Origin of the sequence: Saccharicrinis aurantiacus (assembly GCF_947489045.1) — a bacterium.
GTDB classification, from domain to species: domain Bacteria; phylum Bacteroidota; class Bacteroidia; order Bacteroidales; family Marinilabiliaceae; genus Saccharicrinis; species Saccharicrinis aurantiacus.
Genome location: NZ_CANLCN010000008.1, coordinates 207,072 through 233,092, shown reverse-complemented (window position 1 = coordinate 233,092; position 26,021 = coordinate 207,072). Strand labels below are relative to the sequence as shown.

Genomic DNA, 26,021 nt, shown 5'->3' with positions numbered 1-26,021 from the left:
AGTATAAAGTATTAAGACTGATGTACTAGATGTAAAACCAATACACCATATTTCTTTACTTATTCCCATTAAACAAGGGTTATACTTTTGGTGTCATTTTCCAGATATAATGGAAACTTTTTTAATATTAATTGTCGATATAAAGATTACTCTCCACAACATTCTTTTATCTATCGGTAGAGAATATCTCTTTTAATTGATCCACTACTTGTCCGCCACCTGACAATGATATAGTATTTATTTTATCTGCAATTTTCTCTACATATTCCATTTCTTTTAACTTAAAGAGCATAGTATTGTCTTCCATCAATTTTGCAGTATTCAATAAACTTCTCGTAGATGCTGTTTCTTCTCTACGTGTGATAATATTAGCTTGAGCTCGTTTTTGAGCTACTAATACTTGATTCATAATTTCACGAACTTCTCCAGGTAATATGATATCTCTGATACCACCATCTGCTAACTCTACACCATATTCTACTGCCTTTCTTCGTGCAGAATCCATTACAAATTCAGCAACCTTTTCTTTGCTCTCCAAAATTTCATCAAGTGTTAATGAACCTACATATTCACGCAAGGCTAACTGAAGTGTTACGTGCAATTGCTTTTTATAATCTTGATTCTCGGTTAAAGCTTTTATGGCATTAACTACTTTATATGTGGCAAAAAAGCTAATTCTAATAGCGGCTTTATCCTTTGTTAATAATTCCTGTCCAGAAATCTCCAATTGAGTTTGACGCAAATCTGCCTTCATAACAAGCACAGGCGTATTGTTTTTCCAAAAATAATATACTCCCTGATCTATCTCTTTTTCAAATTTATCATCTATAAACAATAAACCCTTTTCGTGCGATTCTACACGATAAATATTCACGTAAGGAAAAATTTCTGGCTTATACAGCATATTTATTGGCAAATCCTCAGTTATATCAACTTTGCTTAAATCTAAGCTCTTAAACGTGTAGTTTGTCACTCCCTTCCAGTATGCATAACGTCCAGGTTTAAGCACCTCATTAAAAACACCATTTTCATATTTCAAGACTAACTCATGATCAAGTACTTCTACAACTTGAAGCATACTTGCCAATTCTTTGTCTTCCAACAGAATGTTTAGCTCCATTGACAAAGAAAATGCTTGAGACATATTACAAATGCCAACCTTATCGGTAAATCTTATCCAATAAGTTCCTGCACTTAATACTTTTTTATAATCGCCGTTTCTAAATACTAAACCAACTTTTCCTTTATTAATTCTTATTCGTTTCATTATCTAGATTATTAAGTTTTAAAATTTTAATAAAAAAGATAGATTGGCAGAACCATTCATAGCAATGGAAACTGATAGACCAGAACTTCTAAAGATTAGTTTATCTAAAAATGATTTAAGGTAATCTTTAATATCAATATGCAGATGAAGTAATCATTATCCATAAGGGTAATATCACCTTGCTGATTTACTATGAATTGTTTTGTCTCGCAAAACAAAACCGGTTATATGCCTTTCTACTTTTTTTGTAACTGTTAAATGGTGAGTAGTTAACTCAAATTCAGGATTCGAACCTGCTGTCATTAGACATGCCAATCAGAGATGTTGCTCTACCAATTTTAGCTATTCTGGCTTTCACCAAAAGGAGGACTCGAACCTCCAATACACATCGGGATATGATCAAAATCAAAAAATCAAGTAGCATATTAAACTTTACCTAGCCAACACTATGAAGCTATACAGAAACTTACATCAAGCCTTGAAACTTTGTTTTAATCATATTTTTATCTTCTCAAATAGAGAAGAAGTATTTTAATCACACAAAAAGTGAATTGTTTTCAAAGAACGTTTTGTCATACTTGACGATACAAAGATTATAAGCTAGTGCGCAACCTTTTTGCGTAGTAGAATATTTTTTCTATTTTTCTTGAAAAAATACAATATGCCTGTTAATAGAAATGCCCTAATCAGATATACTACCATTGACAAATGCCTAAGAAACAAGTTTAGAAAATGGACATTGGAAGACTTGATTAATACTTGTTCTGATGCCTTATATGAATTTGAGGGTATAAATAAAGGAGTTAGTAAACGTACCATTCAATTGGATATACAAACCATGCGAAGCGAGAAACTGGGATATAATGCTCCTATTATTATTGTAGACAAAAAGTACTACACGTATGAAGATCCTGATTATTCAATTACGCAATTGCCTTTATCTGGTCAAGATTTAGCTAAGCTTACAGATGCCATTGAAATGCTAAAACAATTTCAAGGCTTTAGCCATTTTAAAGAAATGACCGGACTTATTCAGAAGCTAGAGAATAAAATTCATACAGAACAGCATCAATCGCGCCCTATTATTCATATTGATAAAAATGAAGAGTTAAAAGGATTACAGCACCTAAACGGACTTTATGAAGCCATATTAAAACAAAAGGTTCTCTGTATCAATTACCAGTCGTTTAAAGCAAAAAAGGCACAGCGTGTATATTTTCACCCATACCTACTAAAGGAATTTAATAATAGATGGTTTTTGGTGGGAAGAAAATCAAAAGGCGATACCATAATCACTTTTGCATTAGATCGTATTGAGTCTTTTGAACTTATGGAGAACATTAGGTTTAAAATAGATGATACATTTCATCCTCACTCCTACTATGAAAATATTATTGGTGTTACGGTGAATCATGGTCTTGTGCCAAGAATAATAAAATTAGCCATAAATTCAGAAAATGCACCTTACGTTTTAACCAAACCAATCCATTGGACACAAGAATTAATTGAACAAAACGAGAAAGGAATTATCATCACTATTAAACTAATTCCTAATTTTGAATTAGAACGATTATTACTTGGTTTTGGTCCAGCGTTAGAAGTAATATCTCCTCCTTCATTAAGAAGGAAAATGGGTGATTTGCTAAAAAAAGCAAGTGAACAATATTTATATTAGTATTTTTTTCAATTCAAATATTCACCTATTAATCGAGCCAAAACAAACCATTTTAATACTCATAATCAATTAATTACACATCACACCTTAGGGAATAAAAAAACATATACTAATAGAAGAATAGATATGCAAAAATATTATTTTCAATAAACATTTGGAATAGAGAAATAATTCACTTTATCTTTGCAACGCATTTCGCCCTAAGTATAATTTACAAAGAAAGGGAAAGTATTATGTTGGAATTTACTACACATACAAAACAAGAGATCAGGAAAGGATAGAACAATTTCTACCCTTTAATATACTTCGTCCTGATCCAATCGATCGGGATTTTTTATACCCCTTCGTTTCATCATTACATTTTTTTTCAGAATAGATTTGATTAGCTCCCAACCTTGTTGTTAGCGGCTATACATATCACAATTCTGCATAACCGTCTGAAATCATCGAATTGTTTTCATTTTAATTGCATGTTCCGCATGCTGAATTAATGCGTCTTTTTCTTATAAATCACACGCTTAATTTAAAAGAAATGAAAATTAAACTCTACTGATTATTAGACTTTAATCGCACCATAATGGGCAATTATAAGTTAAAAGGCAAAGACCTTAAACAAATCAATTATAAATCAGATAGAGCAAAAAGTTTAGCCATAGATATTATGCAAAAAGACTTTAAGCATCTATCAAAATCAGAAAAGCTAAAGTTACTTGAGAATGTACTTTTAACTCCTAAGGAATATATAAACCATAGTTCATTTTCGAAATTAGCAGAAGAGTTTATTGGTAAAACCATAACTGAAGTTGGTTTAAAACATGAGCTAAATGAAGCAACAAAATCATTTAAAGTATATGGAAGTAAAATAATAACACCAGAAACTATTGACCAAATGAAGGTTGCCATGCAGCTTCCAATAAGTATTAGTGGGGCCTTAATGCCAGATGCTCATGTTGGATATGGCTTACCTATTGGTGGTGTTTTAGCTACAGAAAACGCTGTAATACCATACGGAATTGGACTAGATATAGGTTGTCGCATGTCTTTGAGTATTTATGATGTTCCTGCTGAGTTTATCAAGAAGAACAGCTATCATATTAAAATAGCACTCAAAGAGAATACGCACTTTGGAATAGGCAAAACGTTTAAACAAATGGAAGATCATGAAGTGCTTGATAGACCTGAGTTTCATGAAACAGCTTTATTAAAACAATTACATGGAAAAGCTAAAAACCAATTAGGAAGCTCAGGTTCTGGAAATCACTTCGTTGAATTAGGAATTGTGGAATTAAAAGAACATAACCAGCTAAATATACCTGCGGGAAATTACGTGGGAATATTGGCACATTCAGGTTCTCGTGGACTAGGAGCTGCAATTGCAAGCCATTATACACAAATTGCTATGAAAACTTGTTTGCTTCCCAAAAAAGCACAGCATTTAGCTTGGCTTGATTTAAATACTAAAGCAGGACAAGAATATTGGTTATCCATGAATCTCGCAGGAGATTATGCCAAGGCTTGTCATGATGTGATTCATTACAAACTGGCAAAATTTTTAGGCATAAAAGCCATAGCCAAAATAGAAAACCATCACAATTTTGCGTGGAAAGAAATACATGATGGTAAGGAGTTAATTGTTCATCGCAAAGGTGCAACACCAGCAAACAAAGAACAATTAGGTATTATTCCTGCCAACATGATTGATCCTGGATACATAGTATCTGGCAAGGGAGATTCTAGCTCTCTCTTCTCAGCCTCCCATGGTGCAGGTAGAAAAATGAGTAGAAAAAAAGCAAAAGAATCCATCACTGGTAGTGAGCTTAAAAAAAGATTAAAACAGAATAACATTACTACTATCGGTGGAAGTATTGATGAAGCACCTATGAGTTATAAGAATATTGAAGATGTAATGCTTTATCAGAAAGATTTAGTGAATATTGAGGGAAAATTTTACCCTCAAATAGTAAGAATGGATAAATAATAAGAAAATGGAAAAGATTATACAAATAACATCAGGGAGAGGCCCAGCAGAATGCTGCTGGGTGGTGGCTCAAATCCTTAAAATGATACTAAAGGAGTCTCGCAATAATAATATCAATTACACAATTCTGCACCGAGAAGAAGGGGTTGAGAATGGAACTTTATTTTCTGCGACTATTCAATTGGAAGGCATCATGGTAAATGATTTTATAAAACAATGGATTGGTACTATTCAATGGATTGGTCAAAGTGAATTCAGAAAGAATCATAAAAGAAAGAATTGGTATGTTGCAATAAATGAATTGAACCTTGTTAAAAACATTACTCAAATTAATGATAAGGATATTGCATATCAAGCTATTCGCTCAGGAGGACCTGGTGGTCAACATGTCAATAAGGTAAGCACGGCAATAAGAGCAAGCCATACACCTACGGGGCTGCATGTTCTATGCTCTGATAGTAGATCGCAATTACAAAACAAAAAGCTTGCAAAAGAAAGGTTAATTAAACTTTTAAGTTTGGAACAAATCAATCAGAAAAAAGCATCAATTAAAGAGAGTTGGCAGAATCACTGTGAAGTAATAAGAGGTAATCCGATTAAAACTTTTGAGGGAAGTGATTTTAAGGTCAAAAAAAGCAACAAAAAATATAAATCACAAAGGCAGTCACTAAAAAAAGAATTACGGTGCATGCGTTTATACGACTAAAATAATTATGAGCACATTAGCAGATCAATATTATATTAAAGCGCTTGATCAATATCCCTATAGTCTTGAAGAAGCCATTGAAAACCTTGGGTATGCCTTAAGTCAGAACAATGATCATTCTGGCGCTAATTACTTAATGGGTAAGTTGCATCAAGAACAAATGGGCGACTTTCAAAAGGCAGAAGAATATTACATTAAGGCACTAGCTAATAATCCTGACGATTTAAAAGTCTGTGTAGATTATATATTATTGTTGATCATTCTTAAGGAGTATGACAAAACAAAAAAGTTGATTGTATACACAAATAAACTTAAGGGGGTTGATCTCTCAAAAACTTACAGTCTACATGCCTTAATTTATGAACATCAGCATGATTATGAGAAAGCTCTATCTCTATATCAAGAGGCAAAACTAGAAGCATACAATGAAGATTCTTTAAACCATTTAAATACCGAGATTCAAAGAGTGAAAATGAAAAAGAAACTAATAGATAAATCTACAATTAAAGAAAAACCAAATAAGCTTTGTATAGATTCTAAGATGAACACAGTGCAATCGTAAACCCCTATTGTATTATAAATTATATGCATTAAGATATAAATCACACCTAAAACTAAAAACGATATCTTTTTGCATATAATTCTACCTATATTTTTATTATTATATCTAAATACATATGATGAAGACATTATCAGAATTTGTTAAATGACTATGGTAAAACTAAATCTCACTCAAGAAGAGTTTTCCGATAGAGATGGGATAGCCTTAACTGTCTCAAAAAAGTAGAATAGAATTTGTTTTATATGTATAGTGAGTTTCTCTATTTTTACAACTTTGCCTCCTGATCTATATAATTCCTAAAATGTTGTTTAACGTTCTCTTTAACCTGCTCCCAATTTAAATTACTCAACATTTTAGGCATGTATGAACTATCTGCTTTATCAATAGCAGATAAGGCGAATATTACATCTTTAGGATCGTTATATTGGTACTTTAGTTTATAATGCTCTAACATTTCTTTCAAGCTATATTCTTTTAATAGCTCATTGATGTCAATAAAGTCCTTTTTCTCAGATCGACTTGTGATGGCATTCAACTTCATTGCAGAAATATCACGAGTAGAAGCTAACCTTATATCACTAATGATATTTGGTTCATCAATGAATGGATCACTTTCAAAGTGCATTAAATCAATCTTGAGCTCATCCCCACTTACATTGTAGGTCAGATATGCAGAGAAGCCAAAAGTCATATCTGAGATTTCAATATCTCCAGACCTATCTGCCAATGTTATTAGTAGCCTCTTTATTTTTTGTTTATCGAATTCTTTTTCAGGATCCAAGAACATATCAATATCATCACTAATACGATGACCTTTGTATAGAGACAAGGCGGTCCCTCCTACCAAACGGTAATTTTTCAATTCTTCCCGTCTCATTAAATCTTCTAAAATAAACCTGGTTTCGGGAATTATAGTTTCGAAATGGAGCATTGAAAGTCTTCTTTATTAACTGCAAAATAAGTTCTGGCAAAATCAAAGGTTCTTTGTGGTAGATTCGAAGCATTTAACAACTCCTTCTTTATCTTTTCTTTTCCGTAGTATTGTATTAGCTCAAAAAGATCTTGTAGCTTGCCTCGTTCAATAACCTTAATAATTAAATACTGACTATTATTATCCCAGTCGATGGTATTAAAATCGATATCCCAGAATGCTCTTCTCGAAATATTAGGTCCTATTTTAGTAGCTTCAGTATTCATAAGGTATCATCTTAAAACAAAGATACTATTTTATAGACAACTCGCTAGATGTCTTAAATTGTCTTGTTCAACCTTTGATTTATCACGACCATCAATCGCAACCTTCTTTATAGCAGAAAGTCTAAAATAAATACTCAGTACAAAAACAAAGATTATTGGAATATTAGTACTGAGTACTTTTACAAATCGAACTGCATTTAATTACAGATATTCAGCTATTTAATACAATTCAGTACAAAAGTTCATCTTTTATAGTCACTATATAGATACTACACCTCCATTTGCTTAAATAAAGCTATTTAGATTCCTTACTTCATTTACTAAAGTCTCTTTAGTAACCTGTAAATAAATTTGAGTTGTTTTAATATCTGTATGACCTAAAAGCTTACTGATAAATTTAATTGACATTCCAGAAAGCAATGCAAAAGTTGCAAATGTATGTCGTGAAGAATGATAAGACATTGATGTAGATTTATTAATTCCTGCCTTTACTAAGGTCTTTCTAAGGTATTTGTTCGTTTTTTGATTAGTAATAACTCGAAATACTTTCTCGGATGATTTTCCTTCTTTTAATGAATTAAGAATACATAGTGCCATTGATGAAAGAGGGATATCAACGTTTAATTTAGTCTTATGCATTTTAATCTCTATAATCTTCCACTTTTCAATTTTATTTGTATCATAATTTCTTATATCATTATCAGTTATATCTTTCCAACATAAATCTCGCACATCTTTAAATCTTAAACCTGTATAACAAGAAAATAGATAGTATTGTAGTACGTTTCGTTCACTATTGCTTACTCGTGAAGAGTTGTAAAATTCATTTAAATTTGTCAATTCATACCCTGTTAGGTATTCTCGTTTCCCTAATTCTTTTTTTATCTTAATCTTTGCAAAGGCATTTGTTTGAATTATATCAACAGAAATAGCATAATTGATAACGGACTTGATAAATCCCAAAGATTTAGCAACTGTATTAATAGTATTATCCCTTTCTTCGATCATATAATTCTTATAATCATAAATAAAGTCTAGATTATTTACCTCTGTTAAGGATAGAAAATCAATAGATCTAAATTGTAATAGTTTAGATAATTGGCTTCGATAAGTTCTAGCCGACTCGTCCGATAAATTTCTTTTCTCGATGTACTTTATTCCTAACTCATAAAAATTATTCTTTGAGAAATCACCTTCGTATATATTAGCAAATTCAGTAAATGTAGGGGGCTTATTAAAACGAATGAAATTATTTATGATACTCTCAGCTTTATTATAAGCATCTCTTAATTTAAGATTATTAATTACCGAATGGTAAACCTTTGATTTTATTCTTTGGTTGTTAGTATCCCAATCAGCCTGTTTACATGACACTCCAGTAGAAAAATATTTTGATTTCCTATTTATAGTTAATCTCAAATTTATAGGATAAGTTCCGTCTTTTTTTTTAGCCGATTTTCGTGGGAGTAATTTAATTGAAGCAGTTATCATTTTTATAAAATTAGTTTTGTAAAACAATTGTAAAACAAAACTGCAAATAAGCTGAGATATACTGTATATAAAGCAAATAGTATTTTTGCTTAAAATATTGAAAATGAAAGAGTATGAAACTTTTCGTTTCATACCTTTTCACTTTGTGGTGGAGATGCAGGGTTTCGAACCCTGGTCCAGTCAAGGAAGCAATATGCTTTCTACATGCTTAGCTCTGACTTAATTTTCGAATAACAGCCGGCCCAAAGCGACCAACTACTACCTTATCTTCTTTATTTAAGCAACAACCCAAAGCTTGTAGTTGCCGGTTCCCAATTTTCCAGCATCTCTGATTTAAGCCGCCTCAGGACGATAGCACTTAAGAGATGTCTTGTTTCAGTATCTTATACCGAATAATGCTAATCTACTATACTTCGATTAAGCTGCAAGAGCGTAATTATTTTCGCCTTATAAAAAGTTGAAACCCGAGATTAAAGAGCCGGAATTCCTGTGCTCTGCATGCTTACATACAACTTTCACCTGCTGTCGAATCCATATCATCCCCAGATGTGTTGTACTTGAGTGCAAAACTAATAAAAAACTTCATACAATAAAGCTTTTATAACTTTATTTAGAAGTCGATATTACACTCTTTTACTTCAAAAAAATATCAAAAAAAAGAGAGCATAAAGCTCTCTTTTAATATAAATATTGTAACTAATTAGTCAACAATTGTTTCTGCTTTCTTAAGAAGATTTTCAACAGTAATAATTTCTAAGAAAGAAGTACCACCACCAATTCCGAAGCTACCTCCAAGGTAAGCAACTAAATCTTGAGTACTTAATACATCTTTTTTAACAAGCTTATTTAAAGTCTTGATTAAGATTTCTTTCTTAGATGTACCATCTTCCATCATACGTGGACTTACACCATAAGAAAGAGATAACTCTCTTGCTACTCTATCATTGTAACAAAGACCGTAAACAGGAGCTTCTCCTCTAAATGCAGCTAAATAACGAGCAGTTCTTCCAGTAAAACTATCAGTAATAACAGCTTTAATATCTAATTCTTTAGACGCTTTAATTGCTGTATCAGCAAGGTAAGAAGTAACGCTATTTTTTGGTTGAGCAACAGGAATATCATTACGATTATCTTTTGCAGCTTCAACTTCTCTAGCGATACTAGACATAGTTTTTACAGCTTCAATACCATAATCACCATAAGCAGTTTCACCACTAAGCATAATTGCATCAGTACGGTAATAAATTGCGTTTGCAACATCAGTAACCTCAGCACGTGTTGGACGAGGATTCTTGATCATTGTATGTAACATTTGAGTTGCTACAATAACTGGTTTCTTAGCATCAACACACTTTCTGATTAATTGACGTTGGATTCCCGGAATTTTTTCTTGTGCAATTTCAATACCCATATCACCACGAGCGACCATTACACCATAAACACAACCTAAGATTTCGTCAATATTCTCAACACCTTCTTGGTTCTCAATTTTAGCGATAATTTTTGCAGGACACTCAAGTCTATCTAATTCAGCTTGAACATCAGCAACATCAGTAGCATTACGAACAAACGAGTGAGCAATAAAATCGATTCCTTGCTCAGCAGCATAACCTAAGAAAGTGATATCTTTTTCAGTTAAAGAAGGAAGGCTAATACGAACACCAGGAACGTTAACACTTTTCTTACCACCAATTTCACCATCATTTTCAACTCTAACCACTAAGTGATCGTCATGTTTTTCGATAACTTTAAGAGCTGTTTCACCATCATCAATTAAAACATCACCATCAAGAGGCATATCTTTAACAAAATTAGCATAAGAAACACATACACATTTCTCAGTAGATTTTGTTTCTGGCTCACCTTTCATTAATAAAGTATCACCCTTTGCTACTAAAATTTTGTTACCATCTTCAGTAGGTGTAGTTCTAATTTCTGGACCTTTAGTATCTACTAAAAGTGCAATTTTGTCAGATACAGAACGTACTGTAGACACAACTCTACATAATCCCTCATAATCCATGTGGGCAGTGTTCAACCTTACAACATTTACTCCTGCTTTGTAAAGTCCTTTTACGTAATCCGGGTCACACTTCATGTCTGACACTGTTGCTACAATCTTCGTAAGCTTTTTCATCAACTAAATATTTATTTCAATTTTCTAACTGGGCGAATTATTATTCTCTGTTTCCTTTAATAGCAAAGACTCAATAGCTAAAATATATGAGTCTAGTCCAAAGCCTGCAATAGTTCCAACACAAACAGGCGATATATATGAATGATGCCTGAATTTTTCGCGTTTAAAAACATTTGAGATATGAACTTCGATTACGGGAGTGGTAATTCCTGATATAGCGTCAGCTAAAGCAACAGAGGTATGTGTATATGCGCCTGCATTTAAAACAATACCATCAAATGTAAATCCAACTTCGTGAATTTTATCTAACAATTTCCCTTCAGAATTTGATTGATAATACTCTAAATTAATATTAGAGTACTTATTCTGTACGGCAGTAAAGAAAGATTCAAAACTTTGATTTCCATATACATTTACTTCTCTTTTTCCAAGTAAATTAAGATTTGGACCATTTATTATTAAAATCTTCATCTGATATATAATTGTAGTACTATTAACTACAGTTGCACGCTTTTATTATTATTTGTGCAAATGTATTGAAAACTTATGTCATTTTAAACACAATTGGGCTTCAATGATTAAAATCAGGGCTTTTTTTTTTGCCTGTAGCTAAAGTATCGCCTTCTACATCAAACAATATATAAGTTAAGTTGTTGTAATTAAGAACTAAAGAAAATGATTTATTATATTTTTATAATGATTATAAATTAAATCATTTGAGTCTGAATAATATTTTTATGATAAGAATGCTACTCTTTATTGAGTGTTTTGGTACTTATAAAAGAAAAATTAATACCTTTATGGCATAATTTACCTTCCTAAGCAAAAACGCATTATTTTAACATAAAAATTATTAGATTATTTGACTTTGTTAAGTTGTATTTTTATATTTACTTAATATCAGTTTACATATCATAAAATAACGATAATATGATTTGGGAATCAGAAATTGAAGATTTTAAGGGGTACCTCAAAGTAGAAAAAGGATTATCAGATAATTCTATTCACGCTTATCACACAGACCTCAACAAGTTAATTCAATATTTAAAGGAAAAGGATTACAGTGTTAACCCAGAAGAGGTTACTATAGTTCACTTAAGAGAAATGGTAGAGTGGGTAGCTCAAAAGGGAATTAGCGCTCGAACTCAGGCTAGAATAATTAGTGGTATTAAAGCCTTTTATAAGTATCTTTTAATAGAAGAGAAAATAGAAAAGGATCCAACAGCATTGCTAGTTCCACCAAAAATTGAACGCAAACTACCAGAATTGCTATCTGTTGAAGAAATCGATTCTATAATTAATTGTATCGACACAAAAAAACCTGAGGGGCAAAGAAATAGAGCTATATTAGAAACGCTTTATAGTTGTGGCCTGAGAGTTTCTGAACTTATAGAACTAAAAATATCTAATCTATATTTTGAAACTGGTTTTATTAAGGTTGATGGCAAAGGCAAAAAAGAACGTTTAGTACCAATTAGTACTAAGGCCATTAAAGAAATTAATCTGTACCTAAGCGAGTATAGACGTTTACTAAATATACATAAAGATAGTGAAGATGTATTATTCCTAAATAGAAGGGGTAAACGTTTATCAAGAGTGATGATATTTACAATTATCAAAAACCTTGTTACAAAAGTTGGTATTAAGAAAAATGTAAGTCCGCATACGTTCAGACACTCATTTGCGACTCACCTTGTAGAAGGCGGAGCAAATCTTAGAGCTGTTCAAGAGATGCTTGGTCATACCTCAATTGTTACTACTGAGTTCTATACTCATTTAGATAGTCAATATCTAAAAGAAACAATGGCTCAGTTTCATCCTAGATCTTAAGATTGAAAATTAAATAAAAAAAGGAGCCGAATGGCTCTTTTTTTATTTATTATGTATATTTTCTCTAACTAAGCTTTAAATAAAGTGAATACAACCTTTCCATTAATTCGATCTTCAATAAAATTAGGATGACTATTAAAACTAGCATCCCCTGAGTGTTCGAAAATCAATAGTCCATCTTCACTCAAAAGCTTATTATCTAGAATCAATTGCGGAAGCTTAATTGCCTTCTCCATATCATAAGGAGGATCGGCAAATATTAAATCATACTTCTCACTTGTTTTTTCTACAAACTTAAAAGCATCACCTTTAAGGGCGCTTACCCTACCCTTCAGATCTAATTCATCAATAGTTTGCATAATAAATTTATAATGCGGGTATCGCAACTCAACACAAGTAACCTTATTCGCACCTCTTGAAGCAAATTCGTAGCTAATACTGCCTGTTCCGCCAAATAAATCAAGCACATTTAAGCCTTCAAAATCTATTGTATTGTTTAAAACATTAAACAGATTTTCTTTAGCAAAATCAGTAGTTGGTCGGGCTTTAAAACTCTTAGGAGGACTAAATCTTCGCCCTTTAAGTTTACCACTTATTATACGCATATTGGAATATTAAATAAATTTAAATGTGTTTGAATAGGTATATTCTTAAAGATTTGCGAAAACCTAAAGTGCTTTGTAGAGGTACTTAACTCTACTCGCTTAATATACTTCTTAAGCATCGCATAGGTATTGTCGTTTTTATCAATACTTCCTGATAAATAAACCGTGGTTTTGGAGGTATTAAGTTTTAATTGATCGAAAACAAATAAAGTAAAATATAAGAAATCGTTATTGTTTTTATATGTGAATGCATTATGAAGTATTAAATTATTACCAGCTGTTACTGCAATATCGAAATACTTATTATTAACATTAATATGTACGTGGTTTTTCTTACTATCTATAGTAGTACTCAATAATGCATTTTCGATAAAAGGTACAATTTCACAAAAATAATGAATATCAGAATAGTATTTCTTTAACAGACTTACCAACTCATGAGGTATACTATAAATACACCAAGCATCAGCCATTTTTATTTTACTAAAAAAAACTTCTCCTTCAGAATGATTATTGCTAGATATTGTAAAATTAAGTTGTTCCCTTGCTTGTTCTTTATTAAAAATTCCGTCAGGAACTAAGGTGTAGTAGTTAGAGTTATAGCTAAAAAATATCTTTTGATAGGGATATAGTAGAACTGGGTTTTCTCTTAACTCCTGCTCTAAAACATTAGTAGGTTCTTGTGTTGGATTAATCTTTTTATGCCAGAACTGAATATATTCATTACTAACTGGGTCTAGTACACAAAAAGAAAATCCATCCAGCGAAAGCTGAATGGATAAAAAATATGACGTTGTTACATTAACATCGAAATTACTATCAATAACTGAGATTGACTCCATATTCATTTGTTCGATATAGAATTACTCCCAGTTACCTGCATTGTTATTTGTTTCTTCAAGAGAACCAACTTTTAAACCTGCATATCTTTCTAATTTACGAGCTTTATCATTAAGGTTAATAACCTCTTGCTCCTCTAATCCATTTAGATATACGTTATTTTCAACTTTTGCTTCAAATACCTGTACTTTTACACCAGAACCAGTAAGTACAATACCTGCACCTAACTCAAACTGCTCACCATCAGTAAATGGAATATAGCGTAGTGAATCAATTGGGTAACTATCAGCAAATAGTGAATCCGCAACACCAACAGCAATTGTATCTCTACTAATTAACCCTACTTTAAGAGCTTTTTCTTCTGTCCAACCTGCTTCAACTAAACTATCAGAAAGGCTACCTTCTTTCTTTACTAATTGTAAAGAGTCAGTTTTCACAAAGTTAATTAAGGTATCAAAACTACCTGTATACTTGTCGTAACGGGTTTTATAGGCTACCTGAGCAGTTCTAATGTCTTTTAAACGCTCAATTACTTCGGTACTTCTCATCTCGTGCGATTTTTGAAATCTAATTGGCTTCTGAACGCTTTCAACTACAGCGTATGCTAAGCCAGCTATTACAAGAAATAGAATAATTTGAATTACTGTTTTCATTATTTTACGGATTTTTTTGTATTAGTTTGAAGTCACAAATTTAAAAAAAAATTTAAATTACAGTTTTGGTTTCTGATTTTTTACAACAAAATGATAAATAAACATTTAATTAACCTGCTAAATAATGCATTCGAACACACTCCTACCACATCGCAACAAGCATGCATACAGGGATTTGCTGAATTTTTAACAAGCGACTCAACAAAACCACTTTTTTTATTAAAAGGTTACGCCGGAACCGGAAAATCGTCTTTAACGGGGTCTTTTGTGGAAGTTTTGAAAGAATTAAAGTTCAGAATCTGTCTTATGGCACCAACCGGAAGAGCGGCAAAAGTATTTAGTTCGTTCGCTAACACACCATCTTTTACGATACATAAAAGTATTTATCGACAACAATCAGCCAATGATGGATTTGGATCTTTTAAAACTGGCAAAAATTTAAAAACCGATACTGTGTTTTTTGTAGATGAAGCTTCAATGATTTCAGGAAACACTGGTGACTATTCTGGGTTTGGGTCTGGAAACTTATTAGAAGATCTAATGGAGTTCGTATTTGATGGCAAAAATTGCAAATTGGTTGTTATTGGAGATGATGCACAGTTACCACCTGTTGGAAGCTCAGAAAGCGTAGCGATGGTAAAATCTAATTTAGAAGTTTATGGCTCTACTGTATTTGAGTACTTCTTATCAGATATTGTTAGACAAAAAAACAAAAGTGGCATTGTAAGTTGTGCATCAATGTTAAGGCAAGAAATTGAAAGCAATCAGTTTATTTCTGAGATTCCTCAGTTTGATATAGAAGAGTATTTAGATGTTAAACGAGTATTAGGCGAAGAGCTCTTAGATGAAATTCAACAGGCATACGATACCTATGGTATGGATAATACCTTAATTGTAAACCGATCGAATAAACGAGCTAATTTATACAACAATGGTATTAGAAATAGCATTCTTTATAGAGAAGAAGAATTAGCCGTTGGTGATTATGTGCTCGTGGTGAAAAATAACTATCATTGGTTAAAGAACAGCAAAGAAGTAGATTTTATTGCAAATGGCGATATTGCTGAGATTGTTAGAATACGTGGTTATGAAGAGCTATACGAAAAGCGTTTTGTAAACTGTACTATTCGCTTAATCGATTATAAAGAGTTAGAGGTTGATATAAAGTTATTACTTGATGTATTGCAGGCCGACACTCCTGGCTTAACCAAAAATGATCAAGAAGGATTCTTTTATGAAGTAATGGAAGATTATGCCGATTTAAAACCCAAACAAAAACAATATGAAGGCGTAAAAAACAATGATTATTACAATGCGTTGCAAGTTAAGTATGCCTATGCAATGACCTGCCACAAGGCGCAAGGTGGACAATGGAAGGCTGTTTTTGTTGACCCAGGTTTTTTACCTGAAGATGGGGTAGATAGAGATTACTACCGATGGCTTTATACAGCATTAACACGATGTACTGAGAAATTATACTTAGTTAACTTCAAAGATGAATTCTTTTTATAGAAGTGGTCTTGGCATTTAATTCAATTAACCCAAGGAGATTATTCTTCCTTGGGTTATTATCTATATTAATTTAATGCTTTCCAGATGGTGTAACCTCCTGATAAGTTAGAAACGGTTTCAAACCCTTTACTTTTTAATATTAATGAAGCCAAATACCCTCTTAAACCTTTGGCACAATATACATAGGTAGGTAAAGACTTATCTATGGCTTCAAGCTCTTCTGTTCGCGTTCGCAACTCATCAACAGGAATATTTATTGCATTCCCAATTTTACCCTGAGCATTTATTTCGGTAGGTGTACGAACATCAATTAAATTGTAATTTGCTTCGTTCTCAGTAGCTAATAAGTTCGTTAGCTCCTCAACTCCAAGCTCGGCATAATTATTATTTATCGCATTTGAAGATACAAAACCAGAAACAACAACCGGATCTTTAGCAGGAGAGAAAGGCGGCGCATAAGCTAAATCTAATCTAGGCAAATCCGTCATTTTTAATTTAGCATATATTGCAGTACTCATAACATCAATTCGCTTATCTACGCCATGCTCACCAAATATCTCACACCCTAGAATAGTGCCATCTTCAGGAGAATAATACGTTTCAATGATCATTTCCTTTTGATTAGGATAATAACCAGGTGTCGCCCCCGCTAATATTAAATTAGTTTTGTATTCAATATTATTTGCTTTCATAAAAGTTGGGTTCATCCCTGTACGAGCCATAGTATTTTCAAACACTTTTATGATAGCCGTTTTATAGCCTCCTCCAAATACTTCAGATCCACCTGCTGCATTTATACCTGCTGTTCGTCCTGCTTTATTAGAATGCGTTCCTAATGGCAGATAATCATATTCACCGGTTTGTATATTTTTAATACTTGAGCAATCACCTGCAGCATAAATATCGGGCAACGAAGTTTCCATTCTCTCATTAACCTTTACTGCTCCATTTCGTATTGCTTCTGCCCCTTTACTTGTCAGCAACTCTGTATTAGGTCTGATACCTACACTCATTACAACAAAATCAGTATCAACCCATTTATCATCAGAAATTTTAACTGAAGTAATTTGACCATTCTCAACCTTTACTTCATCTACAAAGGTATTTGTAATAACCTCTACCCCATTCTGTTCCAAAGTTGATTTTGCAAATTGGCTGAACTTCTGTTCCCACATCGGAAGCACCTTATTGCTGCCCTCAATTAAGGTTACCTTTTTACCTAATTCTACAAGATTCTCAACAACTTCAACTCCAATTAAGCCAGCTCCCATTACTGTAATATGCTTGGCATTAGAAGCTACAGCTTCCTTCATTAACTTATCGTAATCGGATAAAGACCTACAAGGCGACCAATTATTGGCCGTTACCAAGTTTTTTACCGGCGGAATAAAAGTATGTGCACCAGCAGCATATATTAGTTTATCGTATTTATATCTTCCTTTTGTTGTTGTAATTTCATGTGCATCTGGAAGTATTTCAAGCACTTCTTCTTCAAGATGCATATCAACGTTGAAGCGTTTCTTTAATAATTCTGCTTCAACTACAATTAGTTTCTTTCGATTGTTAATTACACCCGACAGGGCATAAGGAATTCCGCAAGTAGCATAACTAATGTTACTCGATTTTTCGAACATTAATATCTCAGCACCTTCATTTTCTCGACGAGCCTTAGCCGCCGCAGACGGACCTGCAGAAAGCCCTCCTATTACAATAATTCGTTTCATTTTAAATATATTTTGTCAGGATTAAGAAATGATACTAAACGAGTCGATCAATTTTATGCCAACTACCACCATTTATAACTTCAGTAATACCATTAGATTTTAATATAGATGCTGCTTGCGCACTTCGAATACCTGATGCACAACACACCACATAAGCGGTATTCATCTTTTTTAATTTACCAATAGATGTTTTTAATTTGTCTAATGGTATATTTATAGATGCATCAATATTACCTTGTTTGAACTCTTGAGGTGTTCTTACATCAATAATTTTTGCTCCTGATAAAAGAGAATCGATAATGGCTTGATTCTTATTCCCGAATAATTTGCTTAAAAAACCCATAATAAATTCTATTAGTTGTTTAAAGCGTTTTGTACATTAACCCATGCTCCACCATCATAAAGATCTGTAAAGCCCTGTTTTGATAAATACTCACACGCTGCATGACTTCTTCCACCTGATGCGCAGCAAATCACTAACGGAAGTTTAAAGTTTTTCACCTCGTCTAAACGATGTGGTAAAGTATCTAAAGGTATGTTTATTGAGCCTGTTGCATTTCCCATGCTAAACTCTGCAGTTGTTCTAACGTCAATAATTGTTGCTTCTGAAATATTCATATCATTATATTTTTTAAAAAAGATTACGATGCAAAAATAGATTACGTACAAATTCCTATTTGTGCTTTTTATCACACAAAGCAAAATTTGCAACTTGCAGCCTAATTTCGAATAAGCTTAAAACACTCCAATTTTAATAAATGTTCGTGCTCCACTGAGATTATCAGTCTAAGTCGCAAAAAAGTTTCTTAATCTTGAAAAAAAATCATCCAAATAAATAATGATGTAAATAAAAGATTCTCAACAATGAAGAATCCACTACCCCTTATTTTAGACGATTTCACTCTAAAAAAGTGTAGCTATTATTACTTATTTCACTTGCAGATTTAAAAGTTATTTCTACTTTTGCAATCGCTTTTGGGGCAGATACCAAAGCGGCCAACTGGGACGGACTGTAACTCCGTTGTCTTTCGACTTCGCAGGTTCGAATCCTGCTCTGCCCACTTAAAAGTTATAACGTTGCCAATGTAGCTCAGCTGGCTAGAGCAGCTGATTTGTAATCAGCAGGTCGTGGGTTCGAGTCCCTCCATTGGCTCCAAAAAATATTGAATTGCGAAAGTAGCTCAGCTGATAGAGCATTAGCCTTCCAAGCTAAGGGTCGCGGGTTTGATCCCCGTCTTTCGCTCTAATTTAAAGGATGTCTTTTTTAGGCATCCTTTTTTTATTATAATTATTATCACTACACCTCTTCTTTTTAGGATAATACACTCAACTTAACCCAAAAATATTTTACATTTATCATTAAATAAAAATTATAAAAATGATTCAGAACGTTGTATTAATTGGATCTGGCAACTTGGCGACACAACTAGGCATGGGATTAGCTATGAGTGGTTTTAATATCAGACAGGTATATAGTAAATCTATTAAAAACGCTTCTATTTTAGCAGATAAGCTTAATGCGTATCATACGGATCAATTAAACGAAATTCAGAAAAAGTGTGATTTATATATAATAGCCGTAAGCGACTCTGCTTTAGAATCGGTTATTGCAGATTTGCCAAACTTACAAGGTATCGTAGTTCATACATCTGGCAGCATGGCATCTTCAATTTTAAATAGATTTGATAAGTTTGGTACCTTCTATCCATTTCAGACATTTAGTAAAGATAAGGCCGTTGACTTTAATCAAGTTCCTTGCTTAATTGAAGGGAAGGATCAGACTATTGAAATAGAACTGATGACTGCCGCTAAGAAAATTTCGAAACAAGTAATCTCATGTGATTCGGAACAAAGAAAACAAATACATTTAGCGGCAGTATTTGCTTGTAATTTTAGTAATCATCTTTATAAAATTGCCTTTGATTTACTAGAAAGCAATAACATTAATCCTGATGTAATTAAACCATTGATTAATGAAACAGCGCATAAAATTCAAAGCTTATCTCCAATTGAAGCTCAAACAGGACCCGCAATGAGGAAGGATGATAATATTATTAATATGCAAAAAGACATGTTAAACTATTCAGAGGAACTTAAATCGATTTATTCTTTATTTACAGATAGAATTTACAATCAAAAATAACCTTTGCTCGCATTTTATATTAATTACTTAAAATAAAGCACTTAATAAGTTTAAGTTATCATAGTAAAAATGTATATTAACGTTTGTTAACTTTAATATACTACACTATGGCAACTGCAATTCTCTATCGTTCAAAACATGGTACTACATTAAAGGCTGCACAACTAATTCAAGCTAAGCTTCATGATAAAATTATTGATTTATATAATTTGAGACATCATAGATCGTTGGATATTGAAAGTTATGATACTATTATTATTGGGGGTTCAATACACTCCGGGAAATTACAAAGTGACTTAAAACGCCTAATGGCAAAAAAGCAAAACGAGCTTCTGAGCAAAAAATTAGGCTTATTTTTATGTTGCATGGAAGAACAGCCCAAATCACAACACCAATTCAACCAAGCATTCCCTGAAATATTGCGAAACCATGCCGTTTGCAAATCAATAATGGGTGGTGAGTTTTTATTGGAAGAAATGAATTTTGCCGAGAAGTTTTTAATAAAAAAAGCCGCTGGAGTTACCAATTCAATTTCGAAACTAAAACTGGAAGAGATTGAATATTTTGCTGCAAAGGTTAACGCTAGTTAACCCTCTTTGCAACAATAATATCTCTTTTTATTGATTTATCAACCATATGTTCAAACCCATTATATGGGGGCTCTTTCATTACTTCCAAACCAGCCTCAGCAAACACACTTTGTAATTGGGTTCTCGATACCACAAACGAATTCCATGCAATTACAATAACTCCTCCCACTTTAAGAGTTCGTTTCCATTGCTCAACACAAGAGTGCAATAGTTCTGATGGATTCCTTGTTATACCTCCCTTATTTTTCACAGTTTTATTTCCATGGGCAATACCATAGGGCAAGTCTCCGACTATTAAATGAAACTTTTTTGGTTTAAAATATTTATCAGAGTCAACAGTAGTTCCGTTTACAACTGCTAGGACTTTACGATTATCAGTTTCTTTAAACTCTTCTTTTAAACGCGCGTATTCAAATTCATTAACGTAAACGGCTTCAGTTTTATCCTTACCATAAATCATACGCTTATTGGTGGTGTTTTTATAGCGCTCTGTCTGGATATACTTTTTAAAGAACAAGATGGAATCACTCACCGATTTTGCATCCAACTCTACTCCATATGCATTAAAGCCATAAATACAAGCTTCAAAAAGCGTAGTACCTCTCCCTGAAACAGGATCTAAGAGATTGATCGCGTCATCATAATTAAAGTCGCTACTTAACAGAGCCACATTAATCATCATTTTGGTAAATAATTCGTTGGTTTTCCCTGGATATTTAAGCATTGAGCTTATTTTATCATCCACATACTTATAATTGTATTGTTGAATGGGAACTAGTATGTTTTTGTTATTGTATGTATCCAATTGGTACATACTAAAAACGAAGGATAATCTGGAAAGGATTTGAAAATCATTGGATGATAATACACCTTCAGTAATAATAGAAAGGTATCGCACTTTGGCAATCTCTATAACCTTAACATCAGTTACATTAACAGATAAGCGTTGAACTGCAATTTTAAGTTCCGCTAAAGCTAATTCTCCTGCTAAGTTATAGTAAACTCTATTATGCCCGGGGTGCTGTAATATTAAATATTCGCACATAATTAAAATTTGTTTCATCAATAGACAAATAGATAAATGCCTACTGTAATTGTTACATTCTGTTTTGTATTAGCTTTATATTCTTGCTCAGCAATTGGAATTATTTAAAACTAACTATGTATTTAAACTCTATTAAAAAGAAAAGGGCTCTCTATATTAGAGAACCCTTTATCAATTACAATTTGTTGTATTTTTATTCGATAATAGTCATCTCATTTAATAAATAACTTGCGCCTGCAAATTTATCTATTAAAAATAAAACATAACGAACATCTAAAGATATATTTCTGCATTGTTCGGGATTATACATTAAATCACTCATAACTCCTTCCCAAGCTCTATCGAAGTTAATACCTATTAATTCACCATTTGCATTTACCACAGGGCTTCCAGAATTACCTCCCGTGGTATGATTTGTTGCTACAAAACACACCGGAACGGTTCCATTTACTTCATACTTACCAAAATCTTTTGTGGTATGTAATTCTTTTAATTTAGCTGGCACACGATAATCGTAAATATCTGGATTATCCTTCTCTATAATACCTTCTAATGTAGTGTAATACTTAAACTGCACAGCATCTTTTGGCTCATAAGCACTTACTTGACCATAAGAAACACGTAATGTAAAATTGGCATCTGGGTAGAATACTTTATCATTCTCAAACTCCATTAAACCAGCCATGTAAGTTCTATCTAGTAACATTATTTTACTTCTTAGCTCTTTGTATTGATCTACAACATTTGACTTTGCTAACTCAACAAAACTATCTAAAAGAATATAAGCAGGGTCTTTATGTAGTTTCTTAATGCTCTTTTTTGAAAAATTATTTACAAAGGCTTCTGCTGTATTTTGATTCATAAATACAGATTTTTCAAATACCATATCTACATATTTTGAAATATCTCCATTATATTTTCCATTGATCAACATATACACATCTGGCAAAAAATTTGCATCAATATTCTCTTGATACACTTGAAGCAACATCGCTGTTTCCTCTTTGTCAAGAGGCATATAGTAATCTTTAAAGAACTTCTGATATCGAGTAATTATTCCTTCTTTCTTACTTAATACCACTTCATTATCAACAGTATCTTTCTCAATTTCTGATATTAATCCATCGAAATAACCTGATAAACCAACTCCTTCCATACCATTTCTTCGTATCATCTCAGAAATATAACTGTAGGTTATATAGTATTTCGAGTATTCTTCATAAATACCTTTATACTCGGTTAAAACCGTTTTATATTTATCATTACCTGACGCATCAGCCCATTTTTGAAATGCCACTTCTTGTTCTTCCTTTTTCTCAATAGCATTCAACTTATCAAGCCCTTTAATTTCTCCAATCCAACGTTTCCAACTATTAGAAGTTGATGCATTTTTAGCTGCATATTTAATTCGAACCGCAGGATCTGCTCCTTGGTAACGATTCATAATCTCTAGTTTTTTAGTTCTAACATCAATCAATGTTGGATTCACCTTTTCTGTAATCATCTTAATATGATAAGAAGGAACATACTCATAGGTACTACCAGGATATCCAAAAACCATAGTAAAATCGCCTTCGCTCACTCCCTTCATTGAAATAGGAAAGTGATGTTTTGGTGTATAAGGTTTATTTTCTTCAGCGTATTCTGCAGGTTCATTATCTTCATTCGCATATATGCGAAATAAAGAAAAATCGCCTGTATGGCGTGGCCACATCCAATTATCTGTATCTCCACCAAACTTACCTATTGCACTAGGAGGAGCGCCAACCAAACGAACATCGGTGAAAACTTCATTAACAAATAAAAAATATTGATTTCCATGGAAAAAAGGTTTTAACACCGCAGTAAAGTGTGTATCCTTTATAGCTTCATCTTTTATTGCTTTTGAGTTTTTTGAAATAACTGAATTACGCTCTTTCTCCGTCATTTCTTCAGTTACACCTTCTAACACCGCTTCGGTAACATCTTTCATTGAACGTAAAAAAGTTGCCTTCAAACCTGGGTTAGTTAATTCTTCATCACGATTCATCGCCCAAAAACCATTGGTTAAATAATCATTCTCTAAAGAACTATGAGACTGAATAGCACTATATCCACAGTGATGATTTGTTATTAATAAGCCTTCGTTAGATATTAATTCGCCAGTACAACCACTTCCAAAGATAACCACTGCATCTTTCATACTGGCTTGGTTTACACTATAAATATCTTCAGCAGTGAGCTTAAAACCCAGCTCTTGCATTTCTTCGATATTGTATTTCTGTAATAATATTGGAATCCACATTCCTTCTGCTGCCTTTATACTTCCTGAGATTAGGAATGCAGCACATAAAATTGCTACTATTTGCTTCATTTAGTTTAGTATTGCATTACCAACTAGCTTTTTTAAAATGCGATATTGGGAAACATTTTTAACAAGATAGATAGTAAAATATGATTTGTTGATTTTATATTTTATATTAAAATTGATTCAATTCTTCATAGAGCCTTTGAACTGGCAATCCTACTACATTAAAATAAGATCCTTCAATTTTCTCAATGCCTATCATACCAATCCACTCTTGAATACCATAGGCCCCAGCTTTATCAAAAGGTTTATAATTATTGATGTAGTATTCAATTTCTGCTTCTGTTAAAGACTTAAAATACACATCCGTTGAAACGGAAAAACTAACAACTTTTTGTTTCGAAGATATAGTGACTCCACTAATAACCTGATGTTTAATTCCGGAAAGTAGCTTAAGCATTTCTGTAGCTTCAGCTTTATCCTTTGGCTTACCTAAAACCTTACCTTTTGCGCAAACAATTGTATCCGCAGTAATTACTATTTTATTTGAATCGTTCTGAATATCTGCTAAAAAAGGTTTAGCCTTTAATTTCGATAAAAAAACAGCAATATCTTCATGTTTCAAATCTGAAGGATATTTTTCTTCTACATCTTCCTTTATCTCTACTGAAAAATCTATCCCAATTTCTGATAATAGTTGAGAACGACGTGGCGATTTAGACGCCAATATTATATTATAATTGTTTAAATTTTGCATTAAGCTCTGATGAAAAATTAAAATAATTGACCTGCTACAAAAACATACAACACACCAAAAAACATTATCAATTTATACATTGTGCTCAATTGGTGATAGCCTTTTGCTGTAGAGATTTTGAATAAATAGATTAAGGATGAAATTAACGGTAGGGTTATAAAAATCATGAAATAAGCAAATGTAAATGTATCATCTGCTAAACGATCGATGCTATAGTATAACAACCAAATAACAACCAATATAAAAATTGTAAGCAAACCTATTACTGCCTTTGTATATGGTACACCTAAAGTAATTGGAACTGTATGACACCCTTCCTTTTCATCCCCTTCCATATCTTCTAAATCTTTAATGATTTCACGGGTTAAATTTACAACGAAGGCAAAAAAGGCAAAACCAAGTGTCCAAAACCAAGCTGTGGAGCAGGCTTCACTTTCAATTATTGAAGCTCCATGAACTCTATACAAGGCAGAAAATTCAGCTGAAACAACCAAAATTGCAACTAATGCAATTAATGCCGAAACAATAATATTTCCAATTAGGCCCTGTTTCTTAAATGTTGTTGAGTAATACCATAAAAATGCAGGTATTAAAATATACATCAATGCATAACTTTCTTTACGAAGAACATACGAAAGAAACAATCCCATAAATACTCCACAGAATGTAAATATTACATGAAGAAACATGGCCTCTCTTCGCTTAATTTTTTTATCAATCACCATCTTATCCGGACGGTTGATTCTATCAATCTTAATATCAAAATAGTCGTTAATTACATAACCAGATGCTGCTAAAAACAAGGTACTTATTACCAATATGATAAATCTTTTATCGGTAAATCCAGCCTCATAACCAAAATGATTTAAAATGGGAATAATTAAACCATAACGAATTAAAACTTGCAAAAGAGCTATAATAATGAGATTCTTATAGCGTATTAATCGTAATATTGGAAGCATATTTTTATTTCTTGATTAGTATTAAAGCCTTCGATATCGTTAAGAGTTAAGGATCTTAAT

24 protein-coding genes, 3 tRNA genes and 1 other RNA gene are annotated in these 26,021 nt (G+C 32.5%); 11 read left to right on the top strand and 17 right to left on the bottom strand.

Annotated elements, in window-relative coordinates; translation table 11 throughout:
- Positions 1 to 166: 166 nt before the first annotated feature.
- Positions 167 to 1,267, bottom strand: coding sequence for a slipin family protein (locus QMO11_RS11645; protein ID WP_282037451.1), 1,101 nt, complete (start codon positions 1,265 to 1,267; stop codon positions 167 to 169).
- Positions 1,268 to 1,928: 661 nt separating this feature from the next.
- Between QMO11_RS11645 and QMO11_RS11640 the strand changes: the two genes are divergently transcribed.
- From QMO11_RS11640 to QMO11_RS11625, 4 genes are all read left to right on the top strand, one after another.
- On the top strand, positions 1,929 to 2,942 hold the full coding sequence (locus QMO11_RS11640) for a helix-turn-helix transcriptional regulator (RefSeq protein WP_282037450.1): 1,014 nt from the start codon (positions 1,929 to 1,931) through the stop codon (positions 2,940 to 2,942).
- Positions 2,943 to 3,519: 577 nt separating this feature from the next.
- Positions 3,520 to 4,920: an RtcB family protein gene (locus QMO11_RS11635; RefSeq protein ID WP_282037449.1), complete on the top strand. Its 1,401-nt coding sequence runs from the start codon at positions 3,520 to 3,522 to the stop codon at positions 4,918 to 4,920.
- 7 nt (positions 4,921 to 4,927) lie between these two features.
- Complete coding sequence (prfH, locus tag QMO11_RS11630) at positions 4,928 to 5,626, top strand: peptide chain release factor H (RefSeq protein WP_282037448.1); 699 nt, start codon at positions 4,928 to 4,930, stop codon at positions 5,624 to 5,626.
- A 7-nt stretch (positions 5,627 to 5,633) separates the two neighbouring features.
- On the top strand, positions 5,634 to 6,188 hold the full coding sequence (locus QMO11_RS11625) for a tetratricopeptide repeat protein (protein ID WP_282037447.1): 555 nt from the start codon (positions 5,634 to 5,636) through the stop codon (positions 6,186 to 6,188).
- A 265-nt stretch (positions 6,189 to 6,453) separates the two neighbouring features.
- On the opposite strand, the gene QMO11_RS11620 is transcribed toward QMO11_RS11625, so the two are convergent.
- The 6 genes from QMO11_RS11620 to aroQ all read right to left on the bottom strand — a co-directional run bounded on the left by QMO11_RS11620 (position 6,454) and on the right by aroQ (position 11,484).
- Positions 6,454 to 7,119 (bottom strand): nucleotidyl transferase AbiEii/AbiGii toxin family protein, encoded by a 666-nt coding sequence (locus QMO11_RS11620; RefSeq protein ID WP_282037446.1) that lies wholly within the window; start codon positions 7,117 to 7,119, stop codon positions 6,454 to 6,456.
- Positions 7,098 to 7,385: a DUF6922 domain-containing protein gene (locus QMO11_RS11615; RefSeq protein ID WP_282037445.1), complete on the bottom strand. Its 288-nt coding sequence runs from the start codon at positions 7,383 to 7,385 to the stop codon at positions 7,098 to 7,100. The genes QMO11_RS11620 and QMO11_RS11615 overlap by 22 nt, the downstream gene beginning before the upstream one ends.
- Before the next feature lie 285 nt (positions 7,386 to 7,670).
- Positions 7,671 to 9,008: a site-specific integrase gene (locus QMO11_RS11610; RefSeq protein ID WP_282037444.1), complete on the bottom strand. Its 1,338-nt coding sequence runs from the start codon at positions 9,006 to 9,008 to the stop codon at positions 7,671 to 7,673.
- Between the two features lie 14 nt (positions 9,009 to 9,022).
- Positions 9,023 to 9,420: a transfer-messenger RNA gene (gene ssrA / locus QMO11_RS11605) on the bottom strand.
- A 156-nt stretch (positions 9,421 to 9,576) separates the two neighbouring features.
- Positions 9,577 to 11,013: a pyruvate kinase gene (pyk, locus tag QMO11_RS11600; RefSeq protein WP_282037443.1), complete on the bottom strand. Its 1,437-nt coding sequence runs from the start codon at positions 11,011 to 11,013 to the stop codon at positions 9,577 to 9,579.
- Between the two features lie 24 nt (positions 11,014 to 11,037).
- Positions 11,038 to 11,484 (bottom strand): type II 3-dehydroquinate dehydratase, encoded by a 447-nt coding sequence (gene aroQ, locus QMO11_RS11595; RefSeq protein ID WP_282037442.1) that lies wholly within the window; start codon positions 11,482 to 11,484, stop codon positions 11,038 to 11,040.
- 459 nt (positions 11,485 to 11,943) lie between these two features.
- On the opposite strand from aroQ, the gene xerD reads away from it, so the two are divergent.
- Complete coding sequence (xerD, locus tag QMO11_RS11590) at positions 11,944 to 12,843, top strand: site-specific tyrosine recombinase XerD (RefSeq protein ID WP_282037441.1); 900 nt, start codon at positions 11,944 to 11,946, stop codon at positions 12,841 to 12,843.
- Between the two features lie 68 nt (positions 12,844 to 12,911).
- Here the strand turns inward: xerD and QMO11_RS11585 are convergent, their stop codons facing one another.
- Genes QMO11_RS11585 through QMO11_RS11575 form a run of 3 tightly spaced genes read right to left on the bottom strand, consistent with a single transcriptional unit; the run spans position 12,912 to position 14,941 of the window.
- Positions 12,912 to 13,448 (bottom strand): RsmD family RNA methyltransferase, encoded by a 537-nt coding sequence (locus QMO11_RS11585; protein ID WP_282037440.1) that lies wholly within the window; start codon positions 13,446 to 13,448, stop codon positions 12,912 to 12,914.
- A complete protein-coding gene (locus tag QMO11_RS11580; RefSeq protein ID WP_282037439.1) occupies positions 13,439 to 14,296 on the bottom strand; it encodes a DUF3822 family protein in 858 nt (285 codons plus the stop codon). Before QMO11_RS11580 ends, QMO11_RS11585 begins: the two co-directional genes overlap by 10 nt.
- Positions 14,297 to 14,311: 15 nt before the next feature.
- On the bottom strand, positions 14,312 to 14,941 hold the full coding sequence (locus QMO11_RS11575; protein ID WP_282037438.1) for a hypothetical protein: 630 nt from the start codon (positions 14,939 to 14,941) through the stop codon (positions 14,312 to 14,314).
- 90 nt (positions 14,942 to 15,031) lie between these two features.
- Here QMO11_RS11575 and QMO11_RS11570 point away from each other — a divergent pair, with 90 nt between their 5' ends.
- The gene (locus tag QMO11_RS11570; RefSeq protein WP_282037437.1) at positions 15,032 to 16,453 is read left to right on the top strand and encodes an ATP-dependent DNA helicase; all 1,422 of its coding nucleotides are present in this window, start codon (positions 15,032 to 15,034) and stop codon (positions 16,451 to 16,453) included.
- A 65-nt stretch (positions 16,454 to 16,518) separates the two neighbouring features.
- On the opposite strand, the gene QMO11_RS11565 is transcribed toward QMO11_RS11570, so the two are convergent.
- Genes QMO11_RS11565 through QMO11_RS11555 form a run of 3 tightly spaced genes read right to left on the bottom strand, consistent with a single transcriptional unit; the run spans position 16,519 to position 18,795 of the window.
- A complete protein-coding gene (locus QMO11_RS11565) occupies positions 16,519 to 18,177 on the bottom strand; it encodes an FAD-dependent oxidoreductase (protein ID WP_282037436.1) in 1,659 nt (552 codons plus the stop codon).
- A 34-nt stretch (positions 18,178 to 18,211) separates the two neighbouring features.
- On the bottom strand, positions 18,212 to 18,520 hold the full coding sequence (locus QMO11_RS11560) for a rhodanese-like domain-containing protein (RefSeq protein WP_282037435.1): 309 nt from the start codon (positions 18,518 to 18,520) through the stop codon (positions 18,212 to 18,214).
- Between the two features lie 11 nt (positions 18,521 to 18,531).
- Complete coding sequence (locus tag QMO11_RS11555; protein WP_068472327.1) at positions 18,532 to 18,795, bottom strand: rhodanese-like domain-containing protein; 264 nt, start codon at positions 18,793 to 18,795, stop codon at positions 18,532 to 18,534.
- Positions 18,796 to 19,155: 360 nt separating this feature from the next.
- On the opposite strand from QMO11_RS11555, the gene QMO11_RS11550 reads away from it, so the two are divergent.
- From QMO11_RS11550 to QMO11_RS11530, 5 genes are all read left to right on the top strand, one after another.
- Positions 19,156 to 19,238, top strand: a tRNA-Tyr gene (locus QMO11_RS11550).
- An 18-nt stretch (positions 19,239 to 19,256) separates the two neighbouring features.
- Positions 19,257 to 19,333, top strand: a tRNA-Thr gene (locus QMO11_RS11545).
- Between the two features lie 14 nt (positions 19,334 to 19,347).
- Positions 19,348 to 19,420 (top strand) — tRNA-Gly (locus tag QMO11_RS11540).
- A 135-nt stretch (positions 19,421 to 19,555) separates the two neighbouring features.
- Positions 19,556 to 20,320, top strand: coding sequence for a Rossmann-like and DUF2520 domain-containing protein (locus tag QMO11_RS11535; RefSeq protein WP_282037434.1), 765 nt, complete (start codon positions 19,556 to 19,558; stop codon positions 20,318 to 20,320).
- 107 nt (positions 20,321 to 20,427) lie between these two features.
- Positions 20,428 to 20,910 (top strand): flavodoxin domain-containing protein, encoded by a 483-nt coding sequence (locus tag QMO11_RS11530; protein ID WP_282037433.1) that lies wholly within the window; start codon positions 20,428 to 20,430, stop codon positions 20,908 to 20,910.
- Here the strand turns inward: QMO11_RS11530 and QMO11_RS11525 are convergent.
- From QMO11_RS11525 to QMO11_RS11510, 4 genes are all read right to left on the bottom strand, one after another.
- Complete coding sequence (locus tag QMO11_RS11525) at positions 20,903 to 21,973, bottom strand: TRM11 family SAM-dependent methyltransferase (RefSeq protein ID WP_282037432.1); 1,071 nt, start codon at positions 21,971 to 21,973, stop codon at positions 20,903 to 20,905. The two genes, QMO11_RS11530 and QMO11_RS11525, sit on opposite strands and share 8 nt — an antisense overlap.
- Before the next feature lie 175 nt (positions 21,974 to 22,148).
- Complete coding sequence (locus QMO11_RS11520; RefSeq protein WP_282037431.1) at positions 22,149 to 24,308, bottom strand: S46 family peptidase; 2,160 nt, start codon at positions 24,306 to 24,308, stop codon at positions 22,149 to 22,151.
- A gap of 106 nt (positions 24,309 to 24,414) precedes the next feature.
- Complete coding sequence (locus tag QMO11_RS11515) at positions 24,415 to 24,999, bottom strand: Maf family nucleotide pyrophosphatase (protein WP_282037430.1); 585 nt, start codon at positions 24,997 to 24,999, stop codon at positions 24,415 to 24,417.
- A gap of 17 nt (positions 25,000 to 25,016) precedes the next feature.
- Positions 25,017 to 25,961 (bottom strand): geranylgeranylglycerol-phosphate geranylgeranyltransferase, encoded by a 945-nt coding sequence (locus tag QMO11_RS11510; RefSeq protein WP_282037429.1) that lies wholly within the window; start codon positions 25,959 to 25,961, stop codon positions 25,017 to 25,019.
- Positions 25,962 to 26,021: the final 60 nt, after the last annotated feature.